The 24,732-nt window shown below is 52.7% G+C and carries 22 protein-coding genes and 2 tRNA genes; 12 read left to right on the top strand and 12 right to left on the bottom strand.

What is annotated here, in order from left to right; translation table 11 throughout:
* The first annotated feature begins 146 nt into the window (after nucleotides 1-146).
* The 3 genes from gltX (at nucleotide 147) to KO508_RS16075 (ending at nucleotide 1,902) form a co-directional block, all read left to right on the top strand.
* Nucleotides 147-1,628: a glutamate--tRNA ligase gene (gltX, locus tag KO508_RS16085; RefSeq protein ID WP_216009301.1), complete on the top strand. Its 1,482-nt coding sequence runs from the start codon at nucleotides 147-149 to the stop codon at nucleotides 1,626-1,628.
* 115 nt (nucleotides 1,629-1,743) lie between these two features.
* Nucleotides 1,744-1,819 (top strand) — tRNA-Ala (locus KO508_RS16080).
* A gap of 7 nt (nucleotides 1,820-1,826) precedes the next feature.
* Nucleotides 1,827-1,902 (top strand) — tRNA-Glu (locus KO508_RS16075).
* Between the two features lie 139 nt (nucleotides 1,903-2,041).
* Here the strand turns inward: KO508_RS16075 and KO508_RS16070 are convergent.
* Nucleotides 2,042-2,893 carry a 6-carboxytetrahydropterin synthase gene (locus tag KO508_RS16070; RefSeq protein WP_216009300.1) on the bottom strand — a complete coding sequence of 284 codons (852 nt, stop codon included), beginning with the start codon at nucleotides 2,891-2,893 and terminating at the stop codon, nucleotides 2,042-2,044.
* A 52-nt stretch (nucleotides 2,894-2,945) separates the two neighbouring features.
* Between KO508_RS16070 and KO508_RS16065 the strand changes: the two genes are divergently transcribed.
* Nucleotides 2,946-3,680: a nucleotidyltransferase family protein gene (locus KO508_RS16065; protein ID WP_216009299.1), complete on the top strand. Its 735-nt coding sequence runs from the start codon at nucleotides 2,946-2,948 to the stop codon at nucleotides 3,678-3,680.
* On the opposite strand, the gene KO508_RS16060 is transcribed toward KO508_RS16065, so the two are convergent.
* The 3 genes from KO508_RS16060 to KO508_RS16050 all read right to left on the bottom strand — a co-directional run bounded on the left by KO508_RS16060 (nucleotide 3,640) and on the right by KO508_RS16050 (nucleotide 6,789).
* The gene (locus KO508_RS16060) at nucleotides 3,640-4,737 is read right to left on the bottom strand and encodes a response regulator (RefSeq protein WP_216009298.1); all 1,098 of its coding nucleotides are present in this window, start codon (nucleotides 4,735-4,737) and stop codon (nucleotides 3,640-3,642) included. The two genes, KO508_RS16065 and KO508_RS16060, sit on opposite strands and share 41 nt — an antisense overlap.
* Nucleotides 4,738-4,798: 61 nt before the next feature.
* Entirely contained in the window at nucleotides 4,799-6,214 is a 1,416-nt protein-coding gene (locus KO508_RS16055) for an MORN repeat-containing protein (RefSeq protein WP_216009297.1), read from the bottom strand.
* A gap of 113 nt (nucleotides 6,215-6,327) precedes the next feature.
* A complete protein-coding gene (locus tag KO508_RS16050) occupies nucleotides 6,328-6,789 on the bottom strand; it encodes a hypothetical protein (protein ID WP_216009296.1) in 462 nt (153 codons plus the stop codon).
* Nucleotides 6,790-6,891: 102 nt separating this feature from the next.
* Between KO508_RS16050 and KO508_RS16045 the strand changes: the two genes are divergently transcribed.
* Nucleotides 6,892-9,816: an insulinase family protein gene (locus KO508_RS16045; RefSeq protein ID WP_216009295.1), complete on the top strand. Its 2,925-nt coding sequence runs from the start codon at nucleotides 6,892-6,894 to the stop codon at nucleotides 9,814-9,816.
* A 55-nt stretch (nucleotides 9,817-9,871) separates the two neighbouring features.
* Here the strand turns inward: KO508_RS16045 and ppsR are convergent, their stop codons facing one another.
* A complete protein-coding gene (gene ppsR / locus KO508_RS16040) occupies nucleotides 9,872-10,687 on the bottom strand; it encodes a posphoenolpyruvate synthetase regulatory kinase/phosphorylase PpsR (RefSeq protein ID WP_216009294.1) in 816 nt (271 codons plus the stop codon).
* Between the two features lie 223 nt (nucleotides 10,688-10,910).
* On the opposite strand from ppsR, the gene ppsA reads away from it, so the two are divergent.
* Together ppsA and rraA are read left to right on the top strand one after the other, a co-directional pair.
* Nucleotides 10,911-13,283, top strand: coding sequence for a phosphoenolpyruvate synthase (ppsA, locus tag KO508_RS16035; RefSeq protein ID WP_216009293.1), 2,373 nt, complete (start codon nucleotides 10,911-10,913; stop codon nucleotides 13,281-13,283).
* 32 nt (nucleotides 13,284-13,315) lie between these two features.
* Complete coding sequence (gene rraA, locus KO508_RS16030) at nucleotides 13,316-13,795, top strand: ribonuclease E activity regulator RraA (protein ID WP_354668049.1); 480 nt, start codon at nucleotides 13,316-13,318, stop codon at nucleotides 13,793-13,795.
* Between the two features lie 29 nt (nucleotides 13,796-13,824).
* Here the strand turns inward: rraA and KO508_RS16025 are convergent, their stop codons facing one another.
* The 3 genes from KO508_RS16025 to KO508_RS16015 form a co-directional block, all read right to left on the bottom strand.
* Nucleotides 13,825-14,115, bottom strand: coding sequence for a PilZ domain-containing protein (locus KO508_RS16025; protein ID WP_216009291.1), 291 nt, complete (start codon nucleotides 14,113-14,115; stop codon nucleotides 13,825-13,827).
* A gap of 5 nt (nucleotides 14,116-14,120) precedes the next feature.
* A complete protein-coding gene (locus tag KO508_RS16020) occupies nucleotides 14,121-14,792 on the bottom strand; it encodes a TIGR04211 family SH3 domain-containing protein (RefSeq protein WP_216009290.1) in 672 nt (223 codons plus the stop codon).
* 126 nt (nucleotides 14,793-14,918) lie between these two features.
* Nucleotides 14,919-15,218 carry a YciI family protein gene (locus KO508_RS16015; protein WP_216009289.1) on the bottom strand — a complete coding sequence of 100 codons (300 nt, stop codon included), beginning with the start codon at nucleotides 15,216-15,218 and terminating at the stop codon, nucleotides 14,919-14,921.
* Between the two features lie 139 nt (nucleotides 15,219-15,357).
* Between KO508_RS16015 and KO508_RS16010 the strand changes: the two genes are divergently transcribed.
* On the top strand, nucleotides 15,358-16,236 hold the full coding sequence (locus KO508_RS16010) for a PHP domain-containing protein (RefSeq protein WP_354668048.1): 879 nt from the start codon (nucleotides 15,358-15,360) through the stop codon (nucleotides 16,234-16,236).
* On the opposite strand, the gene KO508_RS16005 is transcribed toward KO508_RS16010, so the two are convergent.
* From KO508_RS16005 to KO508_RS15995, 3 genes are all read right to left on the bottom strand, one after another.
* Nucleotides 16,233-16,775 (bottom strand): YecA family protein, encoded by a 543-nt coding sequence (locus KO508_RS16005; protein ID WP_216009287.1) that lies wholly within the window; start codon nucleotides 16,773-16,775, stop codon nucleotides 16,233-16,235. The two genes, KO508_RS16010 and KO508_RS16005, sit on opposite strands and share 4 nt — an antisense overlap.
* Nucleotides 16,776-16,778: 3 nt before the next feature.
* Entirely contained in the window at nucleotides 16,779-20,006 is a 3,228-nt protein-coding gene (gene rne, locus KO508_RS16000; RefSeq protein ID WP_216009286.1) for a ribonuclease E, read from the bottom strand.
* 378 nt (nucleotides 20,007-20,384) lie between these two features.
* Nucleotides 20,385-20,573, bottom strand: a complete 189-nt coding sequence (locus KO508_RS15995) for a hypothetical protein (RefSeq protein WP_216009285.1) — start codon at nucleotides 20,571-20,573, stop codon at nucleotides 20,385-20,387.
* A 44-nt stretch (nucleotides 20,574-20,617) separates the two neighbouring features.
* On the opposite strand from KO508_RS15995, the gene rluC reads away from it, so the two are divergent.
* From rluC to KO508_RS15980, 3 genes are read left to right on the top strand one after another with little or no spacing between them, the layout of a single operon-like run.
* A complete protein-coding gene (rluC, locus tag KO508_RS15990; RefSeq protein ID WP_216009284.1) occupies nucleotides 20,618-21,682 on the top strand; it encodes a 23S rRNA pseudouridine(955/2504/2580) synthase RluC in 1,065 nt (354 codons plus the stop codon).
* Nucleotides 21,682-22,329, top strand: a complete 648-nt coding sequence (locus KO508_RS15985; RefSeq protein ID WP_216009283.1) for an HAD family hydrolase — start codon at nucleotides 21,682-21,684, stop codon at nucleotides 22,327-22,329. Before rluC ends, KO508_RS15985 begins: the two co-directional genes overlap by 1 nt.
* 38 nt (nucleotides 22,330-22,367) lie before the next feature.
* Entirely contained in the window at nucleotides 22,368-23,393 is a 1,026-nt protein-coding gene (locus tag KO508_RS15980; RefSeq protein ID WP_216009282.1) for a S49 family peptidase, read from the top strand.
* Nucleotides 23,394-23,409: 16 nt separating this feature from the next.
* On the opposite strand, the gene KO508_RS15975 is transcribed toward KO508_RS15980, so the two are convergent.
* The gene (locus tag KO508_RS15975) at nucleotides 23,410-24,006 is read right to left on the bottom strand and encodes a Maf family protein (protein WP_216009281.1); all 597 of its coding nucleotides are present in this window, start codon (nucleotides 24,004-24,006) and stop codon (nucleotides 23,410-23,412) included.
* A 134-nt stretch (nucleotides 24,007-24,140) separates the two neighbouring features.
* Here KO508_RS15975 and KO508_RS15970 point away from each other — a divergent pair, with 134 nt between their 5' ends.
* Nucleotides 24,141-24,695, top strand: a complete 555-nt coding sequence (locus KO508_RS15970) for a YceD family protein (protein WP_216009280.1) — start codon at nucleotides 24,141-24,143, stop codon at nucleotides 24,693-24,695.
* Nucleotides 24,696-24,732: the final 37 nt, after the last annotated feature.

Below are 24,732 nucleotides of genomic sequence, written 5' to 3'. Positions count from 1 at the left end.
AATGTAACATCAAGGGTTGGGAATCGCAAAATCTAAAGTGCGTATAGAGAATTTGCATAATGATACGCGTGGTGCCCATGGGAAATAACGCTCGAGCCGGTATAATACCGGGTTAATTAAACGGCCACAGATTACAGGAAGGTTTCATGACTGTACGTACCCGAATTGCCCCATCACCCACCGGTGATCCACACGTTGGTACCGCCTACGTGGCCCTATTCAACTTGTGTTTTGCGCGGCAGCACGGCGGGCAGTTTATCCTGCGTATTGAGGATACTGACCAAGCCCGTAGCACCGCTGAATCTGAACAGGACATTCTCGGAGCGTTGCGCTGGCTGGGTCTCAATTGGGATGAAGGCCCCGATGTAGGTGGCCCCCATGGGCCGTATCGGCAGTCTGAACGTAAGCATTCCTATGGCCAGTACGCCGAAGATTTGGTGACAGCGGGCCATGCATTCTATTGCTTCCGTACTCCAGAGGAGTTGGATGTTATCCGCGAGGAGCGCAAAGCGCAGGGATTGAACCCCGGCATCAAAGGCAACCTTGAGCTTTCCCAAGAAGAAGTGAAGCGTCGCTTGGATGCGGGTGAGTCTTATGTGATTCGTATGAAGGTGCCTGATGAAGGTATTTGCGAAATCGATGATATGCTCCGGGGCACCATTGAAATCGACTGGGCTCAGGTAGATTGCCAGATTTTGCTGAAATCCGATGGCATGCCGACTTACCATCTTGCCAACGTGGTCGACGACCATTTGATGGAAATTACCCATGTGCTGCGCGGCGAGGAGTGGATCAACTCTGCACCCAAGCATAAGCTGCTGTACGAGTACTTCGGTTGGAATATGCCGGTGCTATGCCATCTACCGCTGTTGCGTAATCCCGATAAAAGCAAGCTGTCGAAGCGTAAGAATCCTACCAGCATTAACTTTTACGAGCGCATGGGCTTTTTGCCGGAAGCCGTAACCAACTATCTTGGCCGTATGGGTTGGTCCATGCCCGATGAGCGTGAAAAGTTCACTCTGGATGAAATGATCGAGAATTTTGATATTCAGCGTGTGTCTCTTGGCGGCCCTGTTTTTGATGTGGAGAAGCTGCGCTGGCTCAACGGCCAATGGCTGCGAGATGAACTGACAGAAGATCAGTTTGTCGAGCGCATGAGCCAGTGGTGGTTCAATAAAGACGCTCTTAAGGCGCTGGTGCCTCATATCAAGGGTCGGGCGGACGTATTCTCCGACGTAGCACCCATGGCTCTGTTCATGTTCTCTGGCATGCTTGGTTTAAAGCCGGAAGACTTTGCGCATAATAAGCTGGAAGAGGCTCAGATTAAGCGTGTGCTCCAGTTCACTTTGTGGAAACTCGAAGCGCAGCGCCATTGGAGCAAGGAAGCTATTTTCGCCGACATCAAGTTTTTGGCCAAAGCCATGGATTTAAAGATGGGCGACTTTATGTTTTCTGTATTTGTGGCTATCGCTGGTACGCCAAACTCGTGGTCGGTTATGGATTCCATGGAAATGCTCGGCCCGGATATGACCCGTGCCCGTTTGCGTCAGGCTTTGGAGGTGCTGGGAGGCTTCTCCAAGAAGGAAACCAAAAAGGTGGAAAAAGAGTACGCCGCGCTGGCTGTTTAGCGATCAATTTGGCTGAGATATGAGCATGCTGGACACGGAGGTTCAGAAAACGTGAAAAAAGTAGATGGAAAGGTTGACGCCCATGGGGCGGATCCTTAATATACGCATCCGTTGAGGGGCCATAGCTCAGCTGGGAGAGCGCAACACTGGCAGTGTTGAGGTCGGCGGTTCGATCCCGCCTGGCTCCACCAATTTCTAGTCCCCTTCGTCTAGTGGCCTAGGACTCCGCCCTTTCACGGCGGCAACAGGGGTTCGAACCCCCTAGGGGACGCCAATACGGCTTGACGGTTTAGTCCACCGGATAGCCATCAAAAAAACCGCCTTCGGGCGGTTTTTTTGTGCCTGAGTGATAGTGACATCTGGTTGAATACCAGAGAGAGTGAGCAGGGTGGCCTGTTTCCTGGGCCTTTGTTTTAGCGAGAGGCTATGGCCCCTTTGCCGACACCTTCGTAGGCTTTAACGAGAATCGTGTTAGATGGGTGCTGTGCTTTGAGTTCATCGGCTATATGAGCGGCAATGAATTCCACAGTCGTATCTGTGTTCATCATGTAAACCCGCTTCTCAGGCAAGGTCAGCGTGAATTCGCCTTGGTTGGCTTCGTACTCGAAGGTGATGTAAGCAACGCCATCGTCTTCAACTTGGCGGCGCACTACATCCTCCTCAGAGCCCACATAGATATCCTGCCATAGCTTGGACCACGAACGCTCCAGTTCTTCATCACGCTTTCCATTCCGGTCAATGCGAATCGGTGACCGGTGGCCGTGCGCTATTCGCTGACAGTTGCCGAGATGTTTTTTCAAGCCATGAACGTAATGATAGTAGGCGCCGTCAATCACCTCTTCCCGTAGGTTGATCTGTACGGAGCTCACATTGCTCGGTAGCACTGCTAGGAGTTCACGCTCAAGCAGGGCAGCCACGGCTGACGGTGTAACCCGGTCTGAAGAGAGCCAAACAACGGCTTCGTCGGGAGAACGATGAATGATGTGACTACCGTCGGAAAGGTTCCAGATAAAAGTGTCAGGCGTGTCCTGATTCCAGGATAGGCCCTCGTAGCCTCGGGGTATGACTAGCCGGTGATCCACACGCTCGTCGATGATGCGCTTTATGGTGCGCTTCACATTGCTGAAATCGAATACCATACCCTGATCATCAAGCTCGCCTCCTAGCACCACGTCTGCAATCCAGCTTTCCCCGACTAATCCACGGGTAGGATCCAGATATGCGAAATCAATAACAGTGAGGTTGTCTACAAACAGGTGGTTCATCAAATTTCCGGGCGGGTAGGGTTGAATGATGGGTGGATTCTAGCAAAAATCCATGGTCGAGTGTCTTGTCACGCACCGAACACGCGCTATTTCCTGCCACTCGTTTCATGTTCATCTCTATATCAGGAGAAACATCATAGCGGCCTCTTGCCATGACATCGATCAGGAGTTTCCGGCACTTATTCTTGCTGCCGGTGCTTCCAGCCGGTTCGGGCGTTCTAAAGCAATGTTAAGCCTGAGTGGCCATGTGGGTGGAGAGCAAACTCTGCTGGATTGTGCCATCGGACAGGGCAGGGTGCTAAGTCGAGATGTGCGCGTTGTTTGTGGCGCCTGGTATCCATTGATACGTTTTCGTTGCCGTGTGCAGCCGTCTCGTTGGGTGCCTGTGGCTGATTGGCATGAGGGTGTGTCGGCTTCGTTGGCGGCAGGTATCCGCAGCCTTGGGCCTCAGGTCAAAGGTGTCTTTGTTTTGGTTGCGGATCAACCATTATTAGACCAAGACGCACTTCGGGCATTTGGTGAAGTGGCGAGAGGTTTTCCCAAGTTGCCGGCTGCTGCTGACTATGGGCGGCGCCCAGGAGTGCCAGCCTACCTGCCCCGTTGGTTATGGCCTCAGGTGCTGGAGCTAGAGGGAGATCAGGGCGCTGGTCGTTTGTTGATGGAGGTGAATGCGACTCGGCTTATCATTCCGGGTGTCCATGATGACATAGACACACCGGAGGATTGGGTGAGCATTCGCGAGTCGCTTAACCAAACAAGCCTGCAAGCCAGGCGATTCCCAAACTGAACACCCCAAGGCTTACGGCAAGGCCAACGGTGTAGAGCTTGGAGGAAGCAGAACGCTGCTGCGATACGAACAAGTCGATCGTACGTTGGGCAATATCTTCGGCAGTCTCCCGTGATATTTCGTGGGCTTGCTGTATTGCTTCCGATTGCAGGGTTTGCCAAAACTCGGTGTCGATCGTTTGTACGCTGGTAATGTGATCTTTCAGCTCGGCCAAATGGTCGTTGGTAAAGCCGGAGCTGCTGGAAAGCTCCTTTTTCAGGTTCGCAAGTTCGCGACCCAGATTAAGGTTTACTTCTGCTGCTACATCATCGCGCAGGTTCCGGGTGCGCTCTTCTATCACCCCGCTCATAGCGCCCAAGCGCTCTTCAATCATAGCTTCCTGCTTGCTTCGGGATTCCTCCAGTGCACGCTTCAGATGGTCGAATTGCTCATCAAACAAAGAACTGAGCAGTTCGTGGAGGCGATTGTTCACGTGAGTTTTCACGGCAGATCGGGAAATTTGCTCGATCAGATCGCTGGTGAGTGGAACGCTAGTTGATGAGTTGTTGTCGCTGAGAGCTGGCTCGCTTTCTGCCTGACTTGACGGCATGTCTAGCGATGCGTCCTCTGGGATGCCTGTGAACAGATTCTCCTCTTCAAGCTCGGGGCCAACAAAAGGCGCGGTCGGCAGCATGCCTTCGGTTACATCAATTGCCAACTGATCAAGAACCAGGCCAAGGCCATCGGGCTGGGTAGGCTTAGTCAGAATGTTGTAAACCCCAAAATTCTTCGCTTCTTTGGTGAATGAAGACGATTTTTGGGATGTGCACATAATAATGGGAATGCTGGCAGTTTCAGGATTGCTTTTGATGGCCTTGGTAGCTTCTACGCCGTTCATGCCAGGCATCAGGTGATCCATGAAGATGACGTCTGGATGTTCGTTGCTATTGAGGAAATCCAGGGCTTCTTCCGCAGAGCCCGCCATATTGACATTCATTTCGCGGTTTTCCAGCAGTTTGCTCAGTGCAAACCTGGCTACCTTGGAATCGTCCACCAGAAGAGCATTCTTGATCGCCATCTTACTACCTCAAGCTGTTACATCAATCGCGTTAGTTATCGGGCTGATTTTATTGCTAGAGCTACCAGCCTTCGAGTTTCGGGCACTGTGTTGCCCGGTAGCTTTTGTCCCGATAACAAACGCCGGGCTCTGTCGTGCGGGCAGTGAAAATTTCACCGGCCTCGGTGGTCAGGCGAACCTGGCCGTAGGGTTCACCGTAGCGAAAAGTCGCCTCGATGGAGCTGCCATTCGGGTTGCGCAACAAGCCGTTTCCGTGGAACTTGCCGTCTACATACTCGCCTTCGTATTTCTTACCATTGGCGAAAACTTCTGAGCCACGGCCATGGAAAGCTCCGTTGGAAAAGCCGCCTTCATAGTGGCGGCCATCCGGGTAGGTTAGAGTGCCTGGCCCATGAAAATCGCTGTTGCGAAAGCTGCCCACGTAAAGCATGCCGTCAGCGGTTGCCAGCGAGCCGTGGCCGTTAAGCCGCCCTTGTGCCCACTCTCCAGTTAAAATATCACCATTGGCACGCGTGAGAGTGCCTTGACCAAAAAAAGCATCGTCTTTGAATTGGCCGGTATAGCGCGAGCCATCTGCATCGCGCCACACGCCTTCGCCGGTGCGTTTGCCATTCTCCCAATCACCCTCGTGACGGCTACCGTCTGGGTACCAGGCGGTGCCCGTTCCGTGAAAGGCGCCGTCTACGAACTGGCCTTCATATCTCAGGCCATCGCTATCTTCGTAGGTTCCGTCACCGGTCTTTACGCCGCCTCTCCAGCTGCCGTTCTGGTAATTGACGGTGGTATAGGCTTCTAGCTTGCCTACCAGAGTCAGTTCATTACCAGCATCGAGAGCAACACTTTGCTGCCAGGGCTTGAAGCCCTCTTTGCTGATCGTTATGTCGTAATTGCCGGGTGCCAGTTCGAGATCTAAGCGTGTTGCGCCGTAGTTCTTGCCGTTAATTTCAACCTGATCTCCCGCTACATTCGAGCGTAGGATAAGAGAGCCTGTTTTCGGAGGTGGCTCAGGTTTTGGCTTAGGTTCCACTTCGGTCGCGTCTGTGGTTTGGGCCGTCATTGCCTCTGGCGGCTCTGCTGATGCAACTACCAGAGTTTCTTGCGGGAGTTCGGGAATACTAAAAGGTTCCGCGTTTACGGGCGGTTGAGCGGGGGAAGCCTCAACTTTTTCCGGAGCCTCTGTGACCATTTCAGTTTCAGGTGCGGGTTTAGGCGCCTCAACAATTGTCTCAATGTTTGGCGCTGGCTTTGGCGCTTTCACATCGGGTTCCGGCTTGCCTGCCTCAACCTGTGCGCTAACGACTTCCGGCGTTCTTTTTTGCTCTACAGGCTCAGGCGCTGGTGTGGCCTGAGCTTGCTGCGCGGTTTTCTGGGTAACGTCTGTGACTGGCAGGTCGCTACGAACAGCAGCGAAACCGGCGGTTACCAGAAGCATAAGAGCCAGAGCATTCAAAAACAAAAGTGGTCTGAAATCGACCATGACGGAACCTCTTAATCCTGCAATCTACGAATTCGGTAGCAGATTCATCTTACCCAGCGAGAGCGGAGATATGTAACTGAAAGTGCTTGAAGTTGGCGAGAATGCTGGCCAAATCACACTTTGTCCGGAAGTTGTTCATGATTAAGCTGCTCCCACGCCCTCATGTAGACGTCAGCTTCATATTCGTAAGGCGATCTGAACGGAGTAAGAACAAAATCAAAAATCAGAAAGAAAAAGCCGACCGACACCCAAGCCATGGCCACAGTGCTAAGTGTTGTGGCTTGAACCTCTGGGTTGGCACTTACGAAATCCTGAAGCAGGGGGATCAAATCGGAAGCCATTACAACAGGGTTGAAACTGGACAATACCAACGGCACCCAAAAAGCCATGAATATTGGAAAAAATCCGAAAGACCAAAGCAGGCGGCGTGCAAAATAAATGGCTACCTCCCGCCAGAAGCGCTGCCGCACCTCTGGGGATTTCCGGATGCGCTCAAGATACCGGCGGCGCTCTGCCCAGTAGGCGGCGACTTCGGGAGCCTGATTGGCATTTGCTAGGCCTGACGATGTGCTCATATTCCTGTTAGCTGCCTTTATCGCTGGGGTGACGGATACAGGATAACTGATAGTACGTGTTACCCTGTCATTCTCCAATTATTTAAAGATAGGATAGTTTGAATGGCTGCAGTGATCGATAACGCAACCCATCCGGCTTTTGAGAAGCTTCGCAGTCACCGGATTGATACGCTTAATCTTAACGTAGAAGAGTATCGCCATAAAAAAACCGGTGCCCGCCATCTCCATCTGGCGGCGGATAACGATGAAAACGTGTTTTTTGTGGCGCTGAGAACCTTCCCCATGGATTCTACCGGCGTTGCCCATATTCTTGAACATACGGCGTTGTGTGGTAGTGAGCGTTACCCGGTTCGTGATCCTTTTTTTATGATGATCCGCCGTTCTTTGAACACCTTTATGAATGCGTTCACGAGCAGCGACTGGACGGCTTACCCTTTTGCCAGTATGAATCGAAAGGATTTTGATAACCTGTTGTCGGTTTATCTGGACTCGGTGTTTTTCTCCAAACTTGACCCGCTGGATTTCGCTCAGGAAGGGCATCGGCTTGAGTTTGAGAAGCCGAATGATCCCAGCACAGATCTGGTTTATAAGGGTGTTGTTTACAACGAGATGAAAGGCGCCATGAGTTCAGCAACCTCTCAACTCTGGCAGAATCTGAGCAGCCACCTGTTCCCAACGACAACCTACCATTACAACAGTGGCGGAGAGCCGGATCATATTGTTGATTTGAGCTATGACGACCTCATTCGCTTCTATAAGCATCATTACCATCCAAGTAATGCCATCTTTGCCACCTACGGCAATATTTCAGCTTACGAACACCACGAACGGTTTGAGGAGCTGGCTCTCAAGCGCTTCGAAAAATTAGACATTGAACTGCCCGTGCGCGATGAAAAGCGCATGTTTGCGCCCGTTCGTGTGGAGCAGGGCTATGGCGTGAACGAGGGTGAAGATATATCCGATAAAACCCACATTGTTATGGGTTGGCTGCTGGGTCATAGTTTTGACCTGCAAGAGAATCTGGAAGGTCAGTTGCTGTCGTCTGTTCTGCTGGAAAACAGTGCATCACCTTTAATGCGCGCGCTGGAGACAACCGATATTGGTCAGGCGCCTTCGCCCATGTGCGGGCTGGAAGACTCCAACCGGGAAATGACTTTTGTTTGCGGCATTGAAGGGAGTGAACCGGAGAAGCAGAGAGATCTTGAGGCCCTGATTGAGGGTACGCTTCAGAAAGTGGTTGAAGACGGTGTGAGTGAAGAGCGTCTGGAAGCCATCCTTCACCAGCTTGAACTGCATCAGCGGGAGATCGCCGGGGACAGCTTCCCTTATGGCCTACAACTGATCATGAGTGCAATAGCTCCCATGGTTCATGGTGGGGACCCGGTTGAGCTGCTGGATTTAGAGCCGGTTCTTGCTTCGCTGCGCGAAAAAATACGCGACCCACAATATATTCCTGATCTGATTCGTCGCAAATTGCTGGATAACCCACACCGGGTTACGCTTACTCTGCGCCCGGACGACAAGTTGGACGCGCGACGCCAGCAAGCTATTCGTGAAGCTCTTGCGAAACGCAAAGCTGAGCTCACAAGTGAAGAAGTCTCTCACATTGTCGAGCGTGCGAAAGCCTTGGAAGAGCGCCAGATGCGCAAGGATGACGATTCCATCTTGCCAAAAGTGGATCTGACGGATGTCCCATTGCAGATGCCAGAGCCGGAAGCCCGCTTTGATGGCGACATTTCAGCCACGGTTTACGCTCGTGGAACCAACGGTCTGATTTATGAACAAATTGTGCTGCCCCTGCCAGACTTAACTGAAGACGAGCTTTTGCTCTTGCCGTATTACGGCGCGCTGATCTCCGAAGTTGGCTGCGGTGACTTGGATTATCTACAGATGCAGGATCGAATCTCGGCAGAATCCGGCGGCATTGGTGCCTCTTTTACTGCCAAGGGCCGTATTGACGATGTCCAGAGCTTGTCTGGCTTTATGATCTTCAGTGGTAAGGCGCTAGCCCGCAATCGAACGGCTCTGACGAAGTTGCTTCGTGACGTTTATACCAGTGCCCGTTTCGACGAACACGGTCGCATTCGGGAAATTATTTCCCAGATTCGCGCCCGCAGGGAGCAGGCGGTAACGGGTAGCGGTCATGCTCTGGCCATGGGTGCTGCGGCTCAGGGTTCGAGCCCGGGGGCGTGGCTATCTTTCCGTCTGGGCGGTCTGGCCGGAATTCGTGGCACCAAAGAGCTGGATCAGTCCCTGAAAGACCCAGCCGCACTTGAAGCCTTCTGTCGAAAGTTGGCGAATCTGCACGACAGGATTCGTCAGCAGGCTCGCGAGTTTTTGGTTATCGGCGAAGAAGAGCAGCTTCCCGCATTAATCGACGACCTCAAATCATGCTGGCAAAGCGATGCAAGCGATGAATCATCCCACTGGGCAATGGAACCGGTGAACTTTGTAACCCGGGAAGCCTGGCTTACCTCCACTCAGGTAAATTTTTGTGCGCGGGCCTACAGCACGGTTCCCGTTGATCATCCGGATGCGGCTGCACTTACCGTACTTGGTGGTTTTTTGCGCAATGGTTATTTGCATAGAGCAATACGGGAGAAGGGCGGTGCTTATGGTGGCGGTGCGTCTCAGGACAGCGTGAATGGCAATTTCCGCTTTTTCTCTTATCGTGATCCGCGCCTAGCTGACACCCTTGATGATTTCGACAAGGCGCTGGCGTGGCTTCAGGAAACGGAGCATGAGTATCAAGAGCTGGAAGAGTCCATTCTCGGAGTAATTGGCCAGCTGGATCGGCCACGTTCGCCTGCTGGTGCTGCACGTCATGCTTTCCATAACAAGCTGTTTGGACGCAGTGCTGAGCAGCGTGCGCGCTTCCGGGAGCGGGTGTTATCAGTGACGCTTGATGACCTCAAACGCGTAGCTGCAATCTGGCTTGTGCCTGAAAAGGCAAGCACAGCTGTGGTAACCGGTCCGGAAAACCGCGCTCTGGTTGAAGGGCTAGGGCTGGATATTCAGGAGTTGTAAGTTGCAGTGCAGGCGGGCAAGTAAGGGCCTGCCTGCATGCTTAGCCGGTTACACTTTAGCGATTCCGCTTCAGGCCGGTGGAAACCATGATGCGTGTTGAAATTTCTTCAACAGAATACGCTGTGGTATTCAGAAACGGAATGCGCTCCCTCCGGTACATCAGCTCTATTTCTTCGATCTCGTGCATGCACTGCTGGATCGAAGAATAGCGTGAGTTGGGCCGCCGCTCGTTGCGGATGGTAGCCAATCGTTCGGGCTCGATTGTTAGACCGAAGATCTTTTCCTTGTGGGGCCGAAGCGCTTTGGGCATCTGCTGGTCCAAAAGATCTTCTTCGGTAATCGGGTAGTTGGCTGCTTTTACACCATATTGAAGCGCTAGATACAGGCAAGTGGGGGTTTTACCACTACGGGACGCGCCCACCAGAATCAGGTCTGCTTCATCATAGTGTCGTGTGCGTGCGCCATCATCGTTATCCAATGCGAAGTTCACGGCGTGTATGCGTCGTTCGTACACGCCTTCGTTATTGATAGCGTGGGATTTGCCAACAGAATATGACGAGGACGACTCCAGTTCCTGCTCAAGAGGGCTAAGAAAGGTTCCGAAGATATCAACCATAAAGCCTTGTGCATCTGAAATGACTTCCCGAATTGTGCTGTCCACTATGGTGTCGAATATGAGAGGGCGGGCGTCATCAGATTCAGCAGCACTGTTAATGCGTTTGACCATATTTTGGGCTTTTTCAATATCGTCAATATAGGGTACGGTAACTCTCTCGAATTCGATTTTTTCGAACTGCGCTAAAAGGCTGTGCCCAAGAGCCTCGGCGGTAAGGCCGGTGCCGTCGGAAATAAAGAAGGCTGTACGTTTCATGATGGTTTTCCGGTTTCGTATGGGGCGAATTTCAGGGCGCATTTGTTAAGCCAACACGGGAAAGTAGAGTGCACTTTCTCAGAGGCTCCCTAGGTAAATTCCGAAGGTTACAGTATCATACTCGCCAAGTTCGAGACTCCGCAGTGGTTGTTGTCCGCATTTAATACTTGATACCACTAGCCCGGTTTTATTCTTTGCCATACAGATTAGAGGGAGACACGCTTTGGAAGATTACATAATCTGGTTTGATCATCTGGGAATGTCCGATGTTGACCGGGTAGGCGGAAAAAACGCCTCCCTCGGTGAAATGATCAGTAATCTCGCCAACGCTGGTGTGACGGTTCCCGGTGGTTTCGCTACCACTGCTCATGCTTATCGTGAGTTTTTGGCCAAAGATGGCCTAAAGGATAAAATCGATAACCTCCTCGACAGTCTCGATATTAACGACGTGAACGAGCTTGCCCGCGTTGGCGCCAAAATTCGTCAGTGGATTATCGATACGCCCTTCCCGGATGCGCTGGAAATCGCTCTTAAAGAAGCTTACAGCCAAATGCTCAACGGCAACGATAAAATGGCCGTGGCTGTGCGCTCCTCCGCAACTGCCGAAGACCTGCCGGATGCGTCCTTCGCAGGTCAGCAGGAAACCTTCCTGAATGTGGTTGGGCTTGAGCAAGTACGCGCCTCCGTAAAAGAGGTTTTCGCCTCCCTGTTTAATGATCGCGCCATTTCTTACCGTGTTCACCACGGTTTCGATCACAAGCTTGTGGCTTTGTCTGCGGGCATCCAGAAAATGGTGCGCAGTGAAACCGCTTCAAGCGGAGTAATGTTCACGCTGGATACGGAATCAGGCTTCCGCGATGTTGTGTTTATCACTGGCTCCTATGGCCTTGGTGAAACAGTGGTTCAGGGTGCCGTTAACCCGGATGAATTTTATGTTCACAAGCCGACCCTAGCGGCGGGTCGCCCCGCTGTGTTACGTCGTAATCTGGGTAGTAAGGCCATTAAAATGATATACCACTCAGAGCCGAGCTCCGGCCAGCTAGTGGAGACCGTTAAGGTAGATCCGGAAGAGCGCGGCCGGTTCTGTATTTCCGATGCAGAAGTGGAAGAGCTTGCTAAGCAAGCCATGATCATCGAAAAGCACTACCAAAGGCCCATGGACATCGAGTGGGCCAAGGATGGCGACGATGGCAAAATCTACATCGTTCAAGCCCGCCCCGAAACGGTTAAAAGCCGGGCGTCAGCCAATGTTATGGAGCGCTACCTGCTCAATGAAACCGGCACAGTGCTGGTCGAGGGCCGTAGTATCGGTCATAAAATTGGTGCTGGCCCGGTCAAAACCATTACCAGCATTAAGGAAATGGACCGCGTCCAAGATGGCGATGTGCTGGTAACAGACATGACAGATCCGGATTGGGAGCCTGTTATGAAGCGTGCATCCGCGATCATCACCGATAGAGGCGGCCGTACCTGTCACGCAGCGATCATTGCCCGAGAACTTGGAATCCCGGCGGTTGTGGGCTGTGGTGATGCGACAGAGATATTGAAAGACGGCCAAGAGGTTACGGTGTCCTGTGCTGAAGGTGACACCGGCTTGATTTACGAGGGAGCGCTGGACTTTGAACTGCGTGAGAATACCGTAGACTCCATGCCTAATATTCCGTTCAAGATTATGATGAACGTGGGTAACCCGGATCGCGCCTTTGATTTCCAGTCACTGCCCAACGAAGGTGTTGGTCTGGCACGGCTTGAGTTTATTATTAACCGCATGATTGGCGTGCACCCGAAGGCACTTCTGAATTTTGAAGGTCTGCCCCGCGACGTCAAGCAAACGGTAGAAAAGCGCATCTCTGGCTACAGTTCACCGGTTGATTTCTACGTAGACAAGCTGGTTGAAGGGATTTCCACTCTGGCTGCCGCATTTTCGCCGAAGAAGGTTATCGTGCGTTTGTCTGACTTCAAATCCAACGAGTATGCCAACCTGATTGGTGGCACCTTATACGAGCCAGATGAAGAAAACCCGATGCTGGGCTTCCGTGGAGCCTCTCGCTATATCTCTGAAACCTTTCGTGACTGTTTCGAGCTTGAGTGTCGTGCCCTCAAGCGAGTGCGCAATGAAATGGGCCTGACCAACGTTGAGATTATGGTGCCCTTTGTACGCACCGTGGGCGAAGCAGAGCAAGTGGTCAATTTACTGGCCGAGAATGGTCTTAAGCGTGGTGAGAATGGCCTGCGTGTGATCATGATGTGCGAGTTGCCGGGCAACGCCTTGCTGGCGGAGAAATTTCTAGAGCACTTTGATGGCTTCTCCATCGGCTCCAACGATCTGACCCAGCTAACTCTGGGTCTCGACCGCGATTCGGGAATCATTGCGCACTTGTTCGACGAGCGCGATGAGGCTGTCAAGATCCTTCTGTCCAACGCTATTCAGGCTTGTAAAAAAGCTGGTAAATACATTGGCATTTGCGGTCAGGGGCCGTCTGATCATCCGGATCTTGCAAAATGGTTGATGGATCAGGGTATTGATACCGTGTCGCTCAACCCGGATTCGGTTCTGGATACCTGGTTCTTTTTGGCTGATGAAAAAATCGACTGAGTTCATTTCTGCACAATATGGAGAGCGATAAGGTGGGAACAATTATTACCCCGGATCTGTGTGACGAGTTTCCAGAAGTTGAGGTGGCTGCGCCTGGCTTCAATAACTACGGCGGGATACAGGCTTTCGGTGGCGAAATCGTCACCGTAAAGTGCTTTGAAGACAACTCGGTGGTGAAGGAACAAGTTGGTTTGCCGGGAAAGGGTCGCGTGATGGTAGTGGACGGGGGCGGTTCAATGCGCCACGCGCTGTTGGGCGACATGCTGGCCGAGAAGGCTGCCAGTAACGGCTGGGCTGGCTTGATCATATACGGCTGCGTGAGGGACGTCGACGAGATCGGGAAGACAGATCTTGGAGTTCAGGCGCTGGCTACTTATCCTCGAAAAAGCGAAAAGCGTGGCCTAGGCGATTTTGATGTGCCGGTAACCTTCCATGGCGTGACCTTCCGCCCAGGTCACTATGTATATGCTGACAACAATGGGATTCTGGTGTCAGAAAAGCCACTGGTCTAGTCTTTTTTAAGTTCTGTTAAAGCAAGAAACTAGCGGGTGACTTCGCTGATGTTGGTTCCCAGCAAAAAGCCGTCACCTTCTGGTTCGCACCGGATTACCTCGCAGATAGTTTCTAGTGGGGGGAATTGATCACTGCTCGGGTGCAGTACCGTACTCAGTTCTTCCCCAACCATTACCGGTTGCTTTACAAGCAACTGCATGCCCGTAGCACTTAGGTCTTTGCAAATACCCGCAAATGTTTTGCCTTTGCTATCCGTGATTTCGATTTCTGACTCTACTTGCATGCGATGAAAATCGCGTTTTTCCGAATAGTCCTTCATAGCATTCACGCCCAGTTATCGGTTTTTCTTGTAGGTTTGAGCATTGGGATCACCAGTGCTAGAAATACACCACCAAACACCAAAATACCACCGAAAAGCATCATGTCAGAGTCATTGCTGGCCTCAAGCCGCTCATTCTCCGCCGTCAGCACTTCCAAATCATTGCGTAGTTTTTGATTTTCTTCCAGTAGTTCACGGTTGCGGTTTACCAGATTAATTGAGTCTGAGGCTATGTTCTTTATGCGCCTGAGTTCTTTCTGCAACTCTTCGGAGTGGGCGGAAAGTGATGACTCCGCGTTACTCAGGGTATCTCTTTCGGTGGATACGTCTTGCAGTTTTTCCTTAACAGCGGACAACTCGCTTTGTGCCTGTTCTAGTTGCCGGCTCACGGTTTTCAGTCTGTCTGCGGCAATGGGTGTATTGCTTAGGTACTGGCTGGAAACCCAGCCGTCGTTGCCTTTCGGGGTGCGCACTCGCGTATAGCCGGAATCGGACGTTTCGATAACTTCCAGAGCCGTGCCGCTGGGCACGGCATTTTCAATAATGCGGTACTGGGAGCCCGCGCCGGAGCGGACCGGTAGATAAAGCTGGTCATCCACCCAGACGGTTTTCGCCTGAACAGCTGCGATGGAGGAGAAAATAAAAAGCGCACTGATGGCAAGGCGAAAAAGCGTCACTGGCAAGGTTCCCAAAGTATTCAGGTGAAAAAGCTCGTTTGTGTCAAAGCCGCAATTCTGTCACAGATATGGGCTTGTTCAAGCGAGCTGTCATTACAATAAGCTCATCGAACGGTATCGGCAGCGTCAGGGCAGAACCATTTTAAAGGGTTTAACTGTTACTTTACTGTAAACGCCAGCGTCCATATAGGGATCGCTGTCGGCCCAGTTTTGGGCTGCTGCAAGGGAATCGAATTCCGCCACCACAAGGCTGCCTGAAAAACCGGCATCGCCAGGGTCTGAAGTGTCGATGGCTGGATGCGGCCCAGCTATAAGAAGCCTACCCTCTTTTTTTAGCGTCTGCAGCCGTTCAATATGTGCGGGTCTTGCGGTTTGGCGCAGCGGAAGGCTGTTGTCGATATCTTCACTGATAATGGCGTAATACATGCGGGGCTCCGGTTCCTTGGCTGGTTTGGAAACTAATGCATGGAGTGGTGGGGCTGGTACACTGTACGCTCTGGCTGGCTTGATTTGGCTGAGCCTGTCTTGCTATTCGCGCCGCCACTCATTTCAATTGGAAATTTTTGTGACTATACCGCAAGACCCTGTTTTGTGCATTGATCTGCACTGTCACAGCACCGCGTCGGATGGCGCTCTTTCTCCTACGGAACTGTTAGATCGTGCAGCGGAGAAAAAAGTGACGCATCTGGCCCTTACTGACCACGACACGATTAGCGGGCTTGCCGAAGCGCAGGTCGCGGCAACCGCTAACGGGGTTGTGCTGATTCCCGGTGTTGAGCTTTCCTGCTTATGGCGCAGTCGCACAATACACGTCGTCGGCGTGGATTTTGATGTCGACAACAGTGCATTTCACGCTGCGTTGGGGCAGCAAAACCGTAATCGCTGGGCTCGCGCGTCTATGATTGCCGAGCGCTTGAGTAAACTCAATATTCCGGACCTTCTAGAGCGAGCAACTGTGCAAGCGAATGGAGACGTACCAGGACGACCACACTTTGCGCGGGTTATGGTGGAGTCTGGTATCGTCAAGAATGCTGCACAGGCGTTTAAGCGTCATCTGGGGGCAGGGAAGGTTGGGGATGTGAAAGCATACTGGCCGGAGCTACAGGAAGTTGTGCAATGGATCAATTCAGCCGGCGGTATTGCGGTACTAGCCCACCCGAGAAAATACCAGCTTACTGCAACAAAGCTACGGGAGTTGACTGCGGATTTTCGCCGCGCTGGGGGGCAGGCCATTGAGGTGATTACCTCCGGGCAATCCAGTGGTGATCTCGGGTTTCTGACGGAATTGTGTATGCGGGAGAAGCTACTAGCGTCTCAGGGCAGTGATTTCCATTTTCCCGGTGCGCCTTGGTGTGAGTTGGGGCGGATACCAAAAATGCCAGACGGGCTGGAGCCGGTCTGGCATCATTTCAAACAAGCGCCTGACTCTAACGCACGGGTTTAATCCGGTGCGTGGAACAGCAAGTATAAGTCAGTCAATGAGTCAGGGATGGCATCGGCCATCTGGCTCGACAGCTTTTCGCTATTACGAACGTTCTGAAAATCCTCATCGTCGAACAGGCCTGACAACGTCAGCATAGGCACCATCAGATCGGCAGTTTCTTCTTCGCTCGCGGCATCCAGCCACTCGTTTTCATATTCCATGAAGGTATCCACAAAACCCGCGCACCAGTTTTCCAGCGCGTTCATTGGATCACCATCTTCCGGTTCCGGAAGCTCAATGGCCTGACCCATGTCGAGAGCTTTGACCATATCTCCCGCCAGTTGCGTAACACACTGGCGGAAGGTGTCCGGGATTCCGCCGCCGGGTGTCTCGTCGGTACCAGTTACAAGGCGGAACACCGTTTCCATGCTCAGTTTCGCAGGACCGATGACGCTGGCACAGACAACCCCATGAAAGCCGAAGAAGTCCAGAGCGTCGTCGCCCCAGGGATCGGCAAACAGTATGTCCTCCAGTGCTTCAATATCGGAGTTGGATAGCATGGATTAGTTGCCTTCTGATTTTTTAGCTGCTTCGGCTGCTCGCTGGCGCTTGCGCACTTCGCGAGGGTCATTGTATGCGCGACCCGGAGTGACCGGAACTGTCGTTTCAGCGGAAGGCTTGTCAGCAGGCGTGGGTGCTGCGTTGCTTTGCTGTGCTTCCGTTTTCGTTTCAACTGCCTTAGGGGCAGGCTCTTTTGCCGCTGCTTTGGCTCGGCTTCTTGCAGGTGCCGATCTCGGCTTGCGCGCAGGCGCTGCCTTGTTTTCACTCTCGGCTAACTTTTCCTCGGCTTTGGCTGGAGGTATTTCTTCTCCTTTGTTTGCTGAGGGTTTGCTATCTTCTTTGGCCGAAGGCTCTTTATTTTCCTCAACTGAGGGTTCTTTGGCTGAGGGCTCTTTGCCTTCTTTAGCTGGCGACACCTTAGCCTCTTGGGTTGATGGCTCCTTCGTTTCTTTGGCCGATGACTCTTTTGCTTCTTTGATGCCTTCGTCTTTGGCGGCTGGCTCTAGATCTTCTTTAGCTGCACCGGGCTTTTGCTCTGCCGCGACGTATGGCTTCTGTTCAGCGTCTGCGGAGGGCTTGCTATCAGGCTTGGCGGTGGGCTCTTGCTGGCTTTGGACCGAAGGCTCTTTCTGTTTGGGGGCAGAGGGTGCTTTAGTCTCTTCAGTTGGAGCTTTGGGTGCGGCTGCTTCAGCGGACGCTTCGGCATTTACTTTTGCTTCACCGGTAACAGGGGCCTGTGAGCTTGGTGCCTGCAAAGACTTTTGCTCACTCTTTTCCTGTGTGAAGGTTTCATCCGCCTTATTTGCTATCGGACCTTTCTTCTCTGAGGTTGATGGTTTCTGCTGAGTTGCCGGAGCCTTGCTCGTTGCTTGATCAGCGCTCTTTTCAGAGACGGCAGTAGCTTTCACATTAGCGTTGTCGCTACTTGTTTCTGGCTGAGTGTCCTTTTGGTGCTTCTCATTACGAGTATTCTTTCGCGCAGCGGGTGTAGACGCCGGGCTTTCGGAAGGCGAGCCATCCCGGTTACGGGGGCGACGTGGTTTGCGGCGACTGTCGTCAGAAGTTGACTTACCAGCAACAGCCTTTTGAGGTGCGTCTTGCTGAGTGGTGTCTTTTTTATCACTGTTGTTTTTTGCGTCCCGCTGTGGGCGGTTACGATTCTGACCACGGCTCGACCCATCTTTGCGGTTATCCCGGCGGTTGTCCCCGCCGCGGCTGTCTGCATTTTTGCTATCAGAACCCTTATTGTCAGCTCCTTTGTCGGCCGATTGACGGTTCTGGTTAGGGCGATTCTGGTCGTCATTGCGGTTGCGGCCGCGTGAACGGTTATCATCGCCACGGTTCTGTTGGTTGTTGCCCTGCCGGCGTTCGCTGCCGTTACGCTTATTTCCACCGGAGCTTTGGTTGTCGCGGGCAACGCGCGTTTTACGGCGGTCCTGGCGAGCCTGATTGCGCTGGTCTTCGCGATTGTTGCTGGCTTTCGAGTTTTCGCGGGTTTCGCCGCTCTGCTCACCTTCGCCGCTGAAGAAGCATGCTATTTTGCGACCGATCCTGCGGAGCAGGCCATCGTCTTGTTCGGCAGCTTCTTGTGCTTCTGGAACTGTGGCGGCCGGGGCAGGGGCGCTCGGGCGAATAGCTCTCACTGCGGCCTGCTCGCGAACCGGCTTATCAGCGGCTGGCGCCTCAAACACTTCCTCTTCTCGTTCGCTGTATTCCTGCGCTACCTGATGGCTTGAGATGTGCTCGGGCGTGGTTTCGTCGTCGCGCATGCGCAGGATTTCAAAGTGTGGCGTTTCCATGTGGGGAACTGGCACGACAACAATGCTAACTTCTTGGTTGGCCTCTATATCTGCAAGCTGCTTGCGCTTTTCGTTAAGCAGGAATGTAGCTACAGATACCGGCACCACTGCACGGACTTCTCCGGTTTTATCCTTGGAGGACTCTTCGTAGATCAGGCGCATGATACTCAGCGCCAGAGACTCGATGCCACGGATTGTGCCTTGGCCTTCACAGCGGGGGCAGACTTCACTGCGGGTCTCTCCGAGGGACGGGCGCAGCCGTTGACGGGACATTTCCAGTAGGCCGAAGCGGGAGATTTTGCCAACCTGAACCCTCGCCCGGTCGATTTCCAAGGCTTCTCGTACTTTTTGCTCGACTTCGCGCTGGTGTCTGGCGGGTGTCATATCGATGAAGTCGATGACGATCAAGCCGCCCATGTCCCGCAAGCGTAGCTGGCGAGCAATTTCCTCTGCAGCTTCCAGATTAGTCTGGAAGGCTGTTTCTTCGATATCATGACCTTTTGTGGCGCGGGATGAGTTGATGTCGATGGACACCAGCGCCTCTGTTGGGTCAATAACGATCGACCCACCCGATGGGAGCTTTACTTCCCGCTGGAAGGCGGTTTCAATCTGGCCTTCGATTTGGTACCGGCTAAACAGAGGGATTTCGTCTTTGTATAGCTTAATTTTGTTCTCGAACGTAGGCATTACGGCGCGAACGAAATTCAGTACGTCCTCGTAAACGCCCTCCGAGTCTATCAGAACTTCTCCGATATCCTGACGTAGATAATCCCTAACGGCGCGGATAATAACATTGCTTTCCTGATGAATCAGAAAAGGCGCTTTGCGCTCGCCAGCGGCCTGAGTAATCGCTTCCCAGAACTGTACAAGGTAGTCGAGATCCCATTGCAGCTCTTCAGATGTGCGCCCGATGCCAGCGGTGCGTACGATAATGCCCATAGATTTGGGCACTTGTACCTGATTCATGGCTTCTTTCAGGTTCGCCCGCTCTTCGCCTTCGATGCGGCGGGAAATACCGCCAGCGCGGGGATTGTTGGGCATTAGAACAAGATAGCGTCCGGCTAGGGAGATAAATGTCGTGAGGGCGGCGCCTTTATTTCCACGCTCTTCTTTATCGACTTGGACGATAACTTCCTGACCTTCCGTAACTACTTCCTTGATGTTTACCTTGCCTTCGATTTGGCCCGGTGATTTTTTGAAGTAGTCTCTGGAAATTTCCTTTAGAGGAAGAAAACCGTGGCGATCAGCGCCAAAATCAACAAATGCGGCTTCCAGACTCGGCTCTACACGAGTGATGCGTCCTTTGTAGATGTTGGATTTTTTCTGCTCACGTGAGCTGGATTCGATATCTAGGTCAAACAGGCGTTGGCCGTCAACTAGGGCGACGCGCAACTCTTCTGGGTGAGTTGCATTAATGAGCATTCTTTTCATGGGAAAAGTGGATTTCCTGTCGTTAGATTTTGACAGAAAACCGATGGGCGTCGCATCTGCGAAGCAGGATGTGCGTGCCGCAAGCCCTGCGAGGCAGGGGAGGAGCGGCGGACAAACGAATCACTCCCTGTCGGGGTGTGATCCTCTTGGTCTGAGACCACCGACAACGTACCGTCTGCCTAATGGCAGCGAAGTGTCGTGTAGGGTTCTTGTCTGTTGACGCATATAATCCGTTTTCAAGTTCACACAAGCGCTTGGGTCTCACGTCGTATTCGTAAGCTGGACGGCCCGGCCTTGCGTGGCAGTGATTCTTCGCGATAATCGCCCGGCGGTTTTCCGCGCGGTTTTAGTAATTTCCGGTGCCAGTTCGCCGTTCTTTTACGGGTATTCCTCGGCACTTCGGAAGCATTTCTTACGCCGTGCCCGATAGTGATTGGGCGCTCGGCGTTCAAACTCTTGAATAGTGTCGGTATACTTCTGCCGCTCCGGCTTCTGACTAGAGTTGGTCAGGCCGTAGACAAACGACAGATCACGCTGGAATATAACAGCAATCAGGTACTCGTTCAATCCTGCCCGTGCCGTCAGTTACGTCACCTTTTTAAAGGAATCTTATGTCCCGCAAACCAGCTAACGGAAAGCCAGCTAAAGGCCGGGCGAAAAAACCGACGTCTTACCCGGTGCACAGTGCCGGTGCGCGGAAAGCTGATTCCGCTCGGGAGCCGGTTAAACAGGGCGTTTTGTGGGTGACGGTTGACGAAGACAACCACGGGCAACGGCTGGATAATTTTCTGCTGGCCCAGCTTCGTGGTGTGCCCAGAAGTATCATTTACCGCATCGTCCGAAAGGGGGAGGTGCGGGTAAATAAGGGTAGGGTAAAGCCTGATACGCGTCTTGCAACAGGCGATCAAGTGCGTATTCCGCCAGTGGTTCGAAAAGAAAAGGCGCCCCAAGCGGCCCCAGGGAGCCGTGTTCAGGGCGTTGTGGAAGCGGCAGTGGTATTCGAAAATGATCAGATGCTGGTGGTGAACAAACCTTCCGGCATAGCGGTGCATGGTGGTAGCGGTCTCAGCTTCGGTCTGATTGAAGTGCTGCGGTCAGCTCGCCCGGAAGCGCGCTTTCTTGAGTTGGTGCATCGCTTGGATAGGGATACATCCGGTTTGGTTATGGTGGCCAAGAAGCGTTCTGCTTTGCGGTACCTGCAAGACGAACTCCGGCAGCGGCGAATTCGTAAGCAATACCATGCTCTGGTAGCAGGAAATTGGCCCGACAAACTTGGCCGTGTTGATGAGCCTTTGTTGCGTTATGAAATGCCGAATGGTGAGCGCAGGGTTAAAGTCGATGAGGCAGGCAAAGCGTCGCTTACAACGTTTCGCTGTCTTGCGCGCTTTGAAGGCTATAGCCTGGTGGAGGCGTCTCCGGTTACTGGCCGAACCCACCAAATTCGTGTGCACAGCCTTTGTGCCGGTCATCCAATAGCAGGGGATGACAAGTATATGGATGATGTAAGTCTCAAAGCTTTTCGGGCTGTCGGCGGTCAGCGCCTGATGCTGCATGCCCGGGCTCTCGAGTTGGCCTTGCCTGTTACGGGTGAGGCAGTTCGGTTTGAGGCTCCTTATGACGACGTATTTAGCCACGTGCTGAGCAGGCTTCAAGTGCGTGAAACGGGGGCGATTTAATGGATGTTAAAGCTGTTATTTTTGACTGGGACGGCACGCTGGTGGATTCCGTTGACCATATCGCGGAAAGTCTCCATCAAGCGGCTACCGAGTTGGGGTATCCCGCTCTGGAGAGAGAGGCCTATCGGGATATTATTGGTCTGGGTATGGTAGAGGCTTTAGGGAGGCTTTATCCTGGTATCAGCCATGATGAGATGACGGCCATTCGAGAGGGCTATGCCAATTATTTCTTTCGTAAAGTCACAACGCCGCAAAGTTTGTTTGATGGTATGGCGGATGTGGTGCTGGACCTTCAAAGTTCGGGGCGCGGATGTTCTGTGGCAACCGGGAAGAGTCGCAAGGGCTTGGATCCTGCACTGGTCTCGAGTGGATTGGGTGCGCATTTTGATATTACCCGCTGTGCTGATGAAACCCGCTCCAAGCCGGATCCGCGCATGCTTGAGGAAATTCTTCTTTTCTACGGAATTGAGCCTGCACAAGCCGTAATGATTGGTGATACCCGTTACGACCTTGAGATGGCGCAGCGTATCGGTATGCCCTCTATTGGGGTTGAGTGGGGCGTGCATAAGCGTGATGTGCTTGGTAGCTATGGGCCTCGCGCCATCGTGGATTCAGTTTCGGATCTTCGCAGTGTGCTTGGTTTGTAAGTGATTTTTGGTGAAATAACGTCTAACGGGAAAAACGCATGAGTGACTGGGATTCTGAAAAAACTCCGGAGTGGGATGATAAACCTGTAGAGCCGCGTTCCGGGCGAAATCAGCCGCGTCTGCCGCCTGAATCTGGCCGCGACTGGAAGTTGATCGAAAAGCTTGTGATGTCGTTACAGTCCGAACAGCGTCGTAGCCGACGCTGGGGGGTGTTTTTCAAGTTTCTTACGTTCGCTTATCTGTTTGCTTTGCTGGTTATTGTCTGGTCGCCGTTTGGCGGCGGTCTGGAGGCGACAACGGGCAAGCACACCGCAATTGTTGAGATTAATGGGCCTATTTCTGCAGATGAGCTTTCCAGTGCTGACAATATTGTAGGCTCTCTACGCTCTGCGTTTGAGCAGGATAACGCTGTAGCGGTAATTTTGCGTATAAACAGCCCAGGCGGCAGCCCGGTTCAGTCCGGCTATGTGTACGATGAAATCAAGCGGTTGCGGGATGAGTACCCGGAAAAGAAAGTTTATGCGGTGATTTCGGATATCGGAGCGTCCGGTGCTTATTATATTGCTGCTGCAGCTGATGAAATTTACGCGAACCGGGCCAGCCTTGTAGGGTCTATCGGTGTTGTGGCGGGTGGTTTCGGGTTTACCGGTGTCATGGATAAGTTGGGTGTAGAGCGCAGGCTTTACACTGCAGGCGAGAACAAAGCGTTTCTGGATCCCTTCTCCCCCGAGCAAGAGGGCGAGGTGGAGTTCTGGCAAAGCGTGCTTGAGAATACCCACAAGCAGTTTATCGAGGCCGTAAAACAGGGTCGCGGTGACCGTCTGGCGAACGATGAGCGCTTGTTCAGTGGTCTGGTGTGGAGCGGGGAGCAGGCGCTAGAACTTGGGCTTGTGGATGGGCTGGGTAGCGCCTCCCATGTTGCTAGGCAGGTCGTTGGTCAGGAAGAGTTGGTCGACTACAGTCGTCGCAAAGGTCCGTTGCGCGATCTTGTTGATCAGCTTGGTGTGTCTTTTGGTCAGGGCGTTGCCAGCCAGCTCGTTGAGTCGCGTCTGGAGTTGCGATAACGAATGGGGTGGCTCGCTAGTTTTCCAGAAGCGGGTTTCTGCCCCAGGCAGTTAGCATATTGTTGAGGGCGATCAAGGGGAGGCCAATAAGGCTGTTTGGGTCCTGTCCTTGCAGCTCTCGAAAGAGCGTTATGCCGAGGCCTTCCATTTTAAAGCTGCCTGCGCAATCGTAGGGTTCTTCTTTGCGAAGGTATGCCTCGATTTCCTGAGAAGTCAGGTCTCGGAAGTGCACGGTAAATTTTTCGCAGCAGGTTTGTAATTCTCCGGAATCGGCGTCTAAAAGGGCTAGACCGGTAAGGAAATTCACACTCTTGTTGCTGCTTTGCTTCAATTGCTGAATAGCTTTTGAATAGGTTCCCGGTTTGCTCAGCAAGGTGCCGTCGGGCAGTGTGGCTACCTGATCCGAGCCAATAACCCAGTGCCCCGGGTACTTGGGAGCCAGGGCTTGGGCTTTACTGCGAGCCAGACGAATGGCTAGCTCCTTTGGGCTCTCTTCTTTTTTTGGGGATTCATCAATGTTTGGGCTGGCGCATGAGAAGGATAGTCCAAGCCTTGCAAGAAGCTCTTTGCGGTAGGGGGAGGATGAGGCCAGTAGCAAATGTTTATGGGGCATGGGTGATCCTTGAAAAATGTGCGCCAGTTTTTGAAGCGCTTATCGTAGAATACACCTACGGAAACCGGAACCCCTGAGCAAAAGCCGACGAAGTCTTTGACAGCGGCGAGCTTCGCCCCTAGAATTGCGCGCCTATGTCAAATGCGTCTAGTGCCGAGTTGCCAAAAATAGTCGATCCGTACAAGTTGGCGGAACACGAAAGCATACTGGAGGGAGAAATTCCTCTCAGTGCATTGCCTCGTTTCCGTGAAGCTGTTTTGGGATTCGATGATGGCGATGTTTGTCGCGTAAAGCTGTCTTTTTACAAAGATAGCCAGCGTCGCCGCATTGTTACTGGCGAATTGGAGGCTCCGGTTAATCTGGAGTGTCAGCGCTGCATGGGGCCTATGAAGTCTGTTTTGGCTTCCCGGTTTACACTGGGGCTGGTGACCAGCGACGAGCAGGCGCAGGGGTTACCAAAAGATCTTGAGCCGTTTCTGACTGATGATTTCAGTGCGGATCTGTGGTCAATGACTGAAGACGAGTTGCTGCTGGTGCTGGCTCCTTATCCGCTTCACGACCGGGGTGACTGCCCTGCGAGTGCAGAGTTGGAAGCTTATGAGCCAGATGGTTCTGCTGAAGTTCCAGAGAAGAAGCAAGCCGACAACCCGTTCAGCGTGTTAGCAGGGCTCAAGAATACAAAGCATTAATTAGGGCGTGGGCCTTCTGATGAAGATCGGCGCAATC

Source organism: Marinobacter salexigens (genome assembly GCF_018860765.1).
Taxonomy (GTDB): Bacteria; Pseudomonadota; Gammaproteobacteria; order Pseudomonadales; family Oleiphilaceae; genus Marinobacter; species Marinobacter salexigens_A.
Note: the sequence above shows the minus strand (reverse complement) of the source record. Positions and strands in the feature narration are given on the sequence as shown.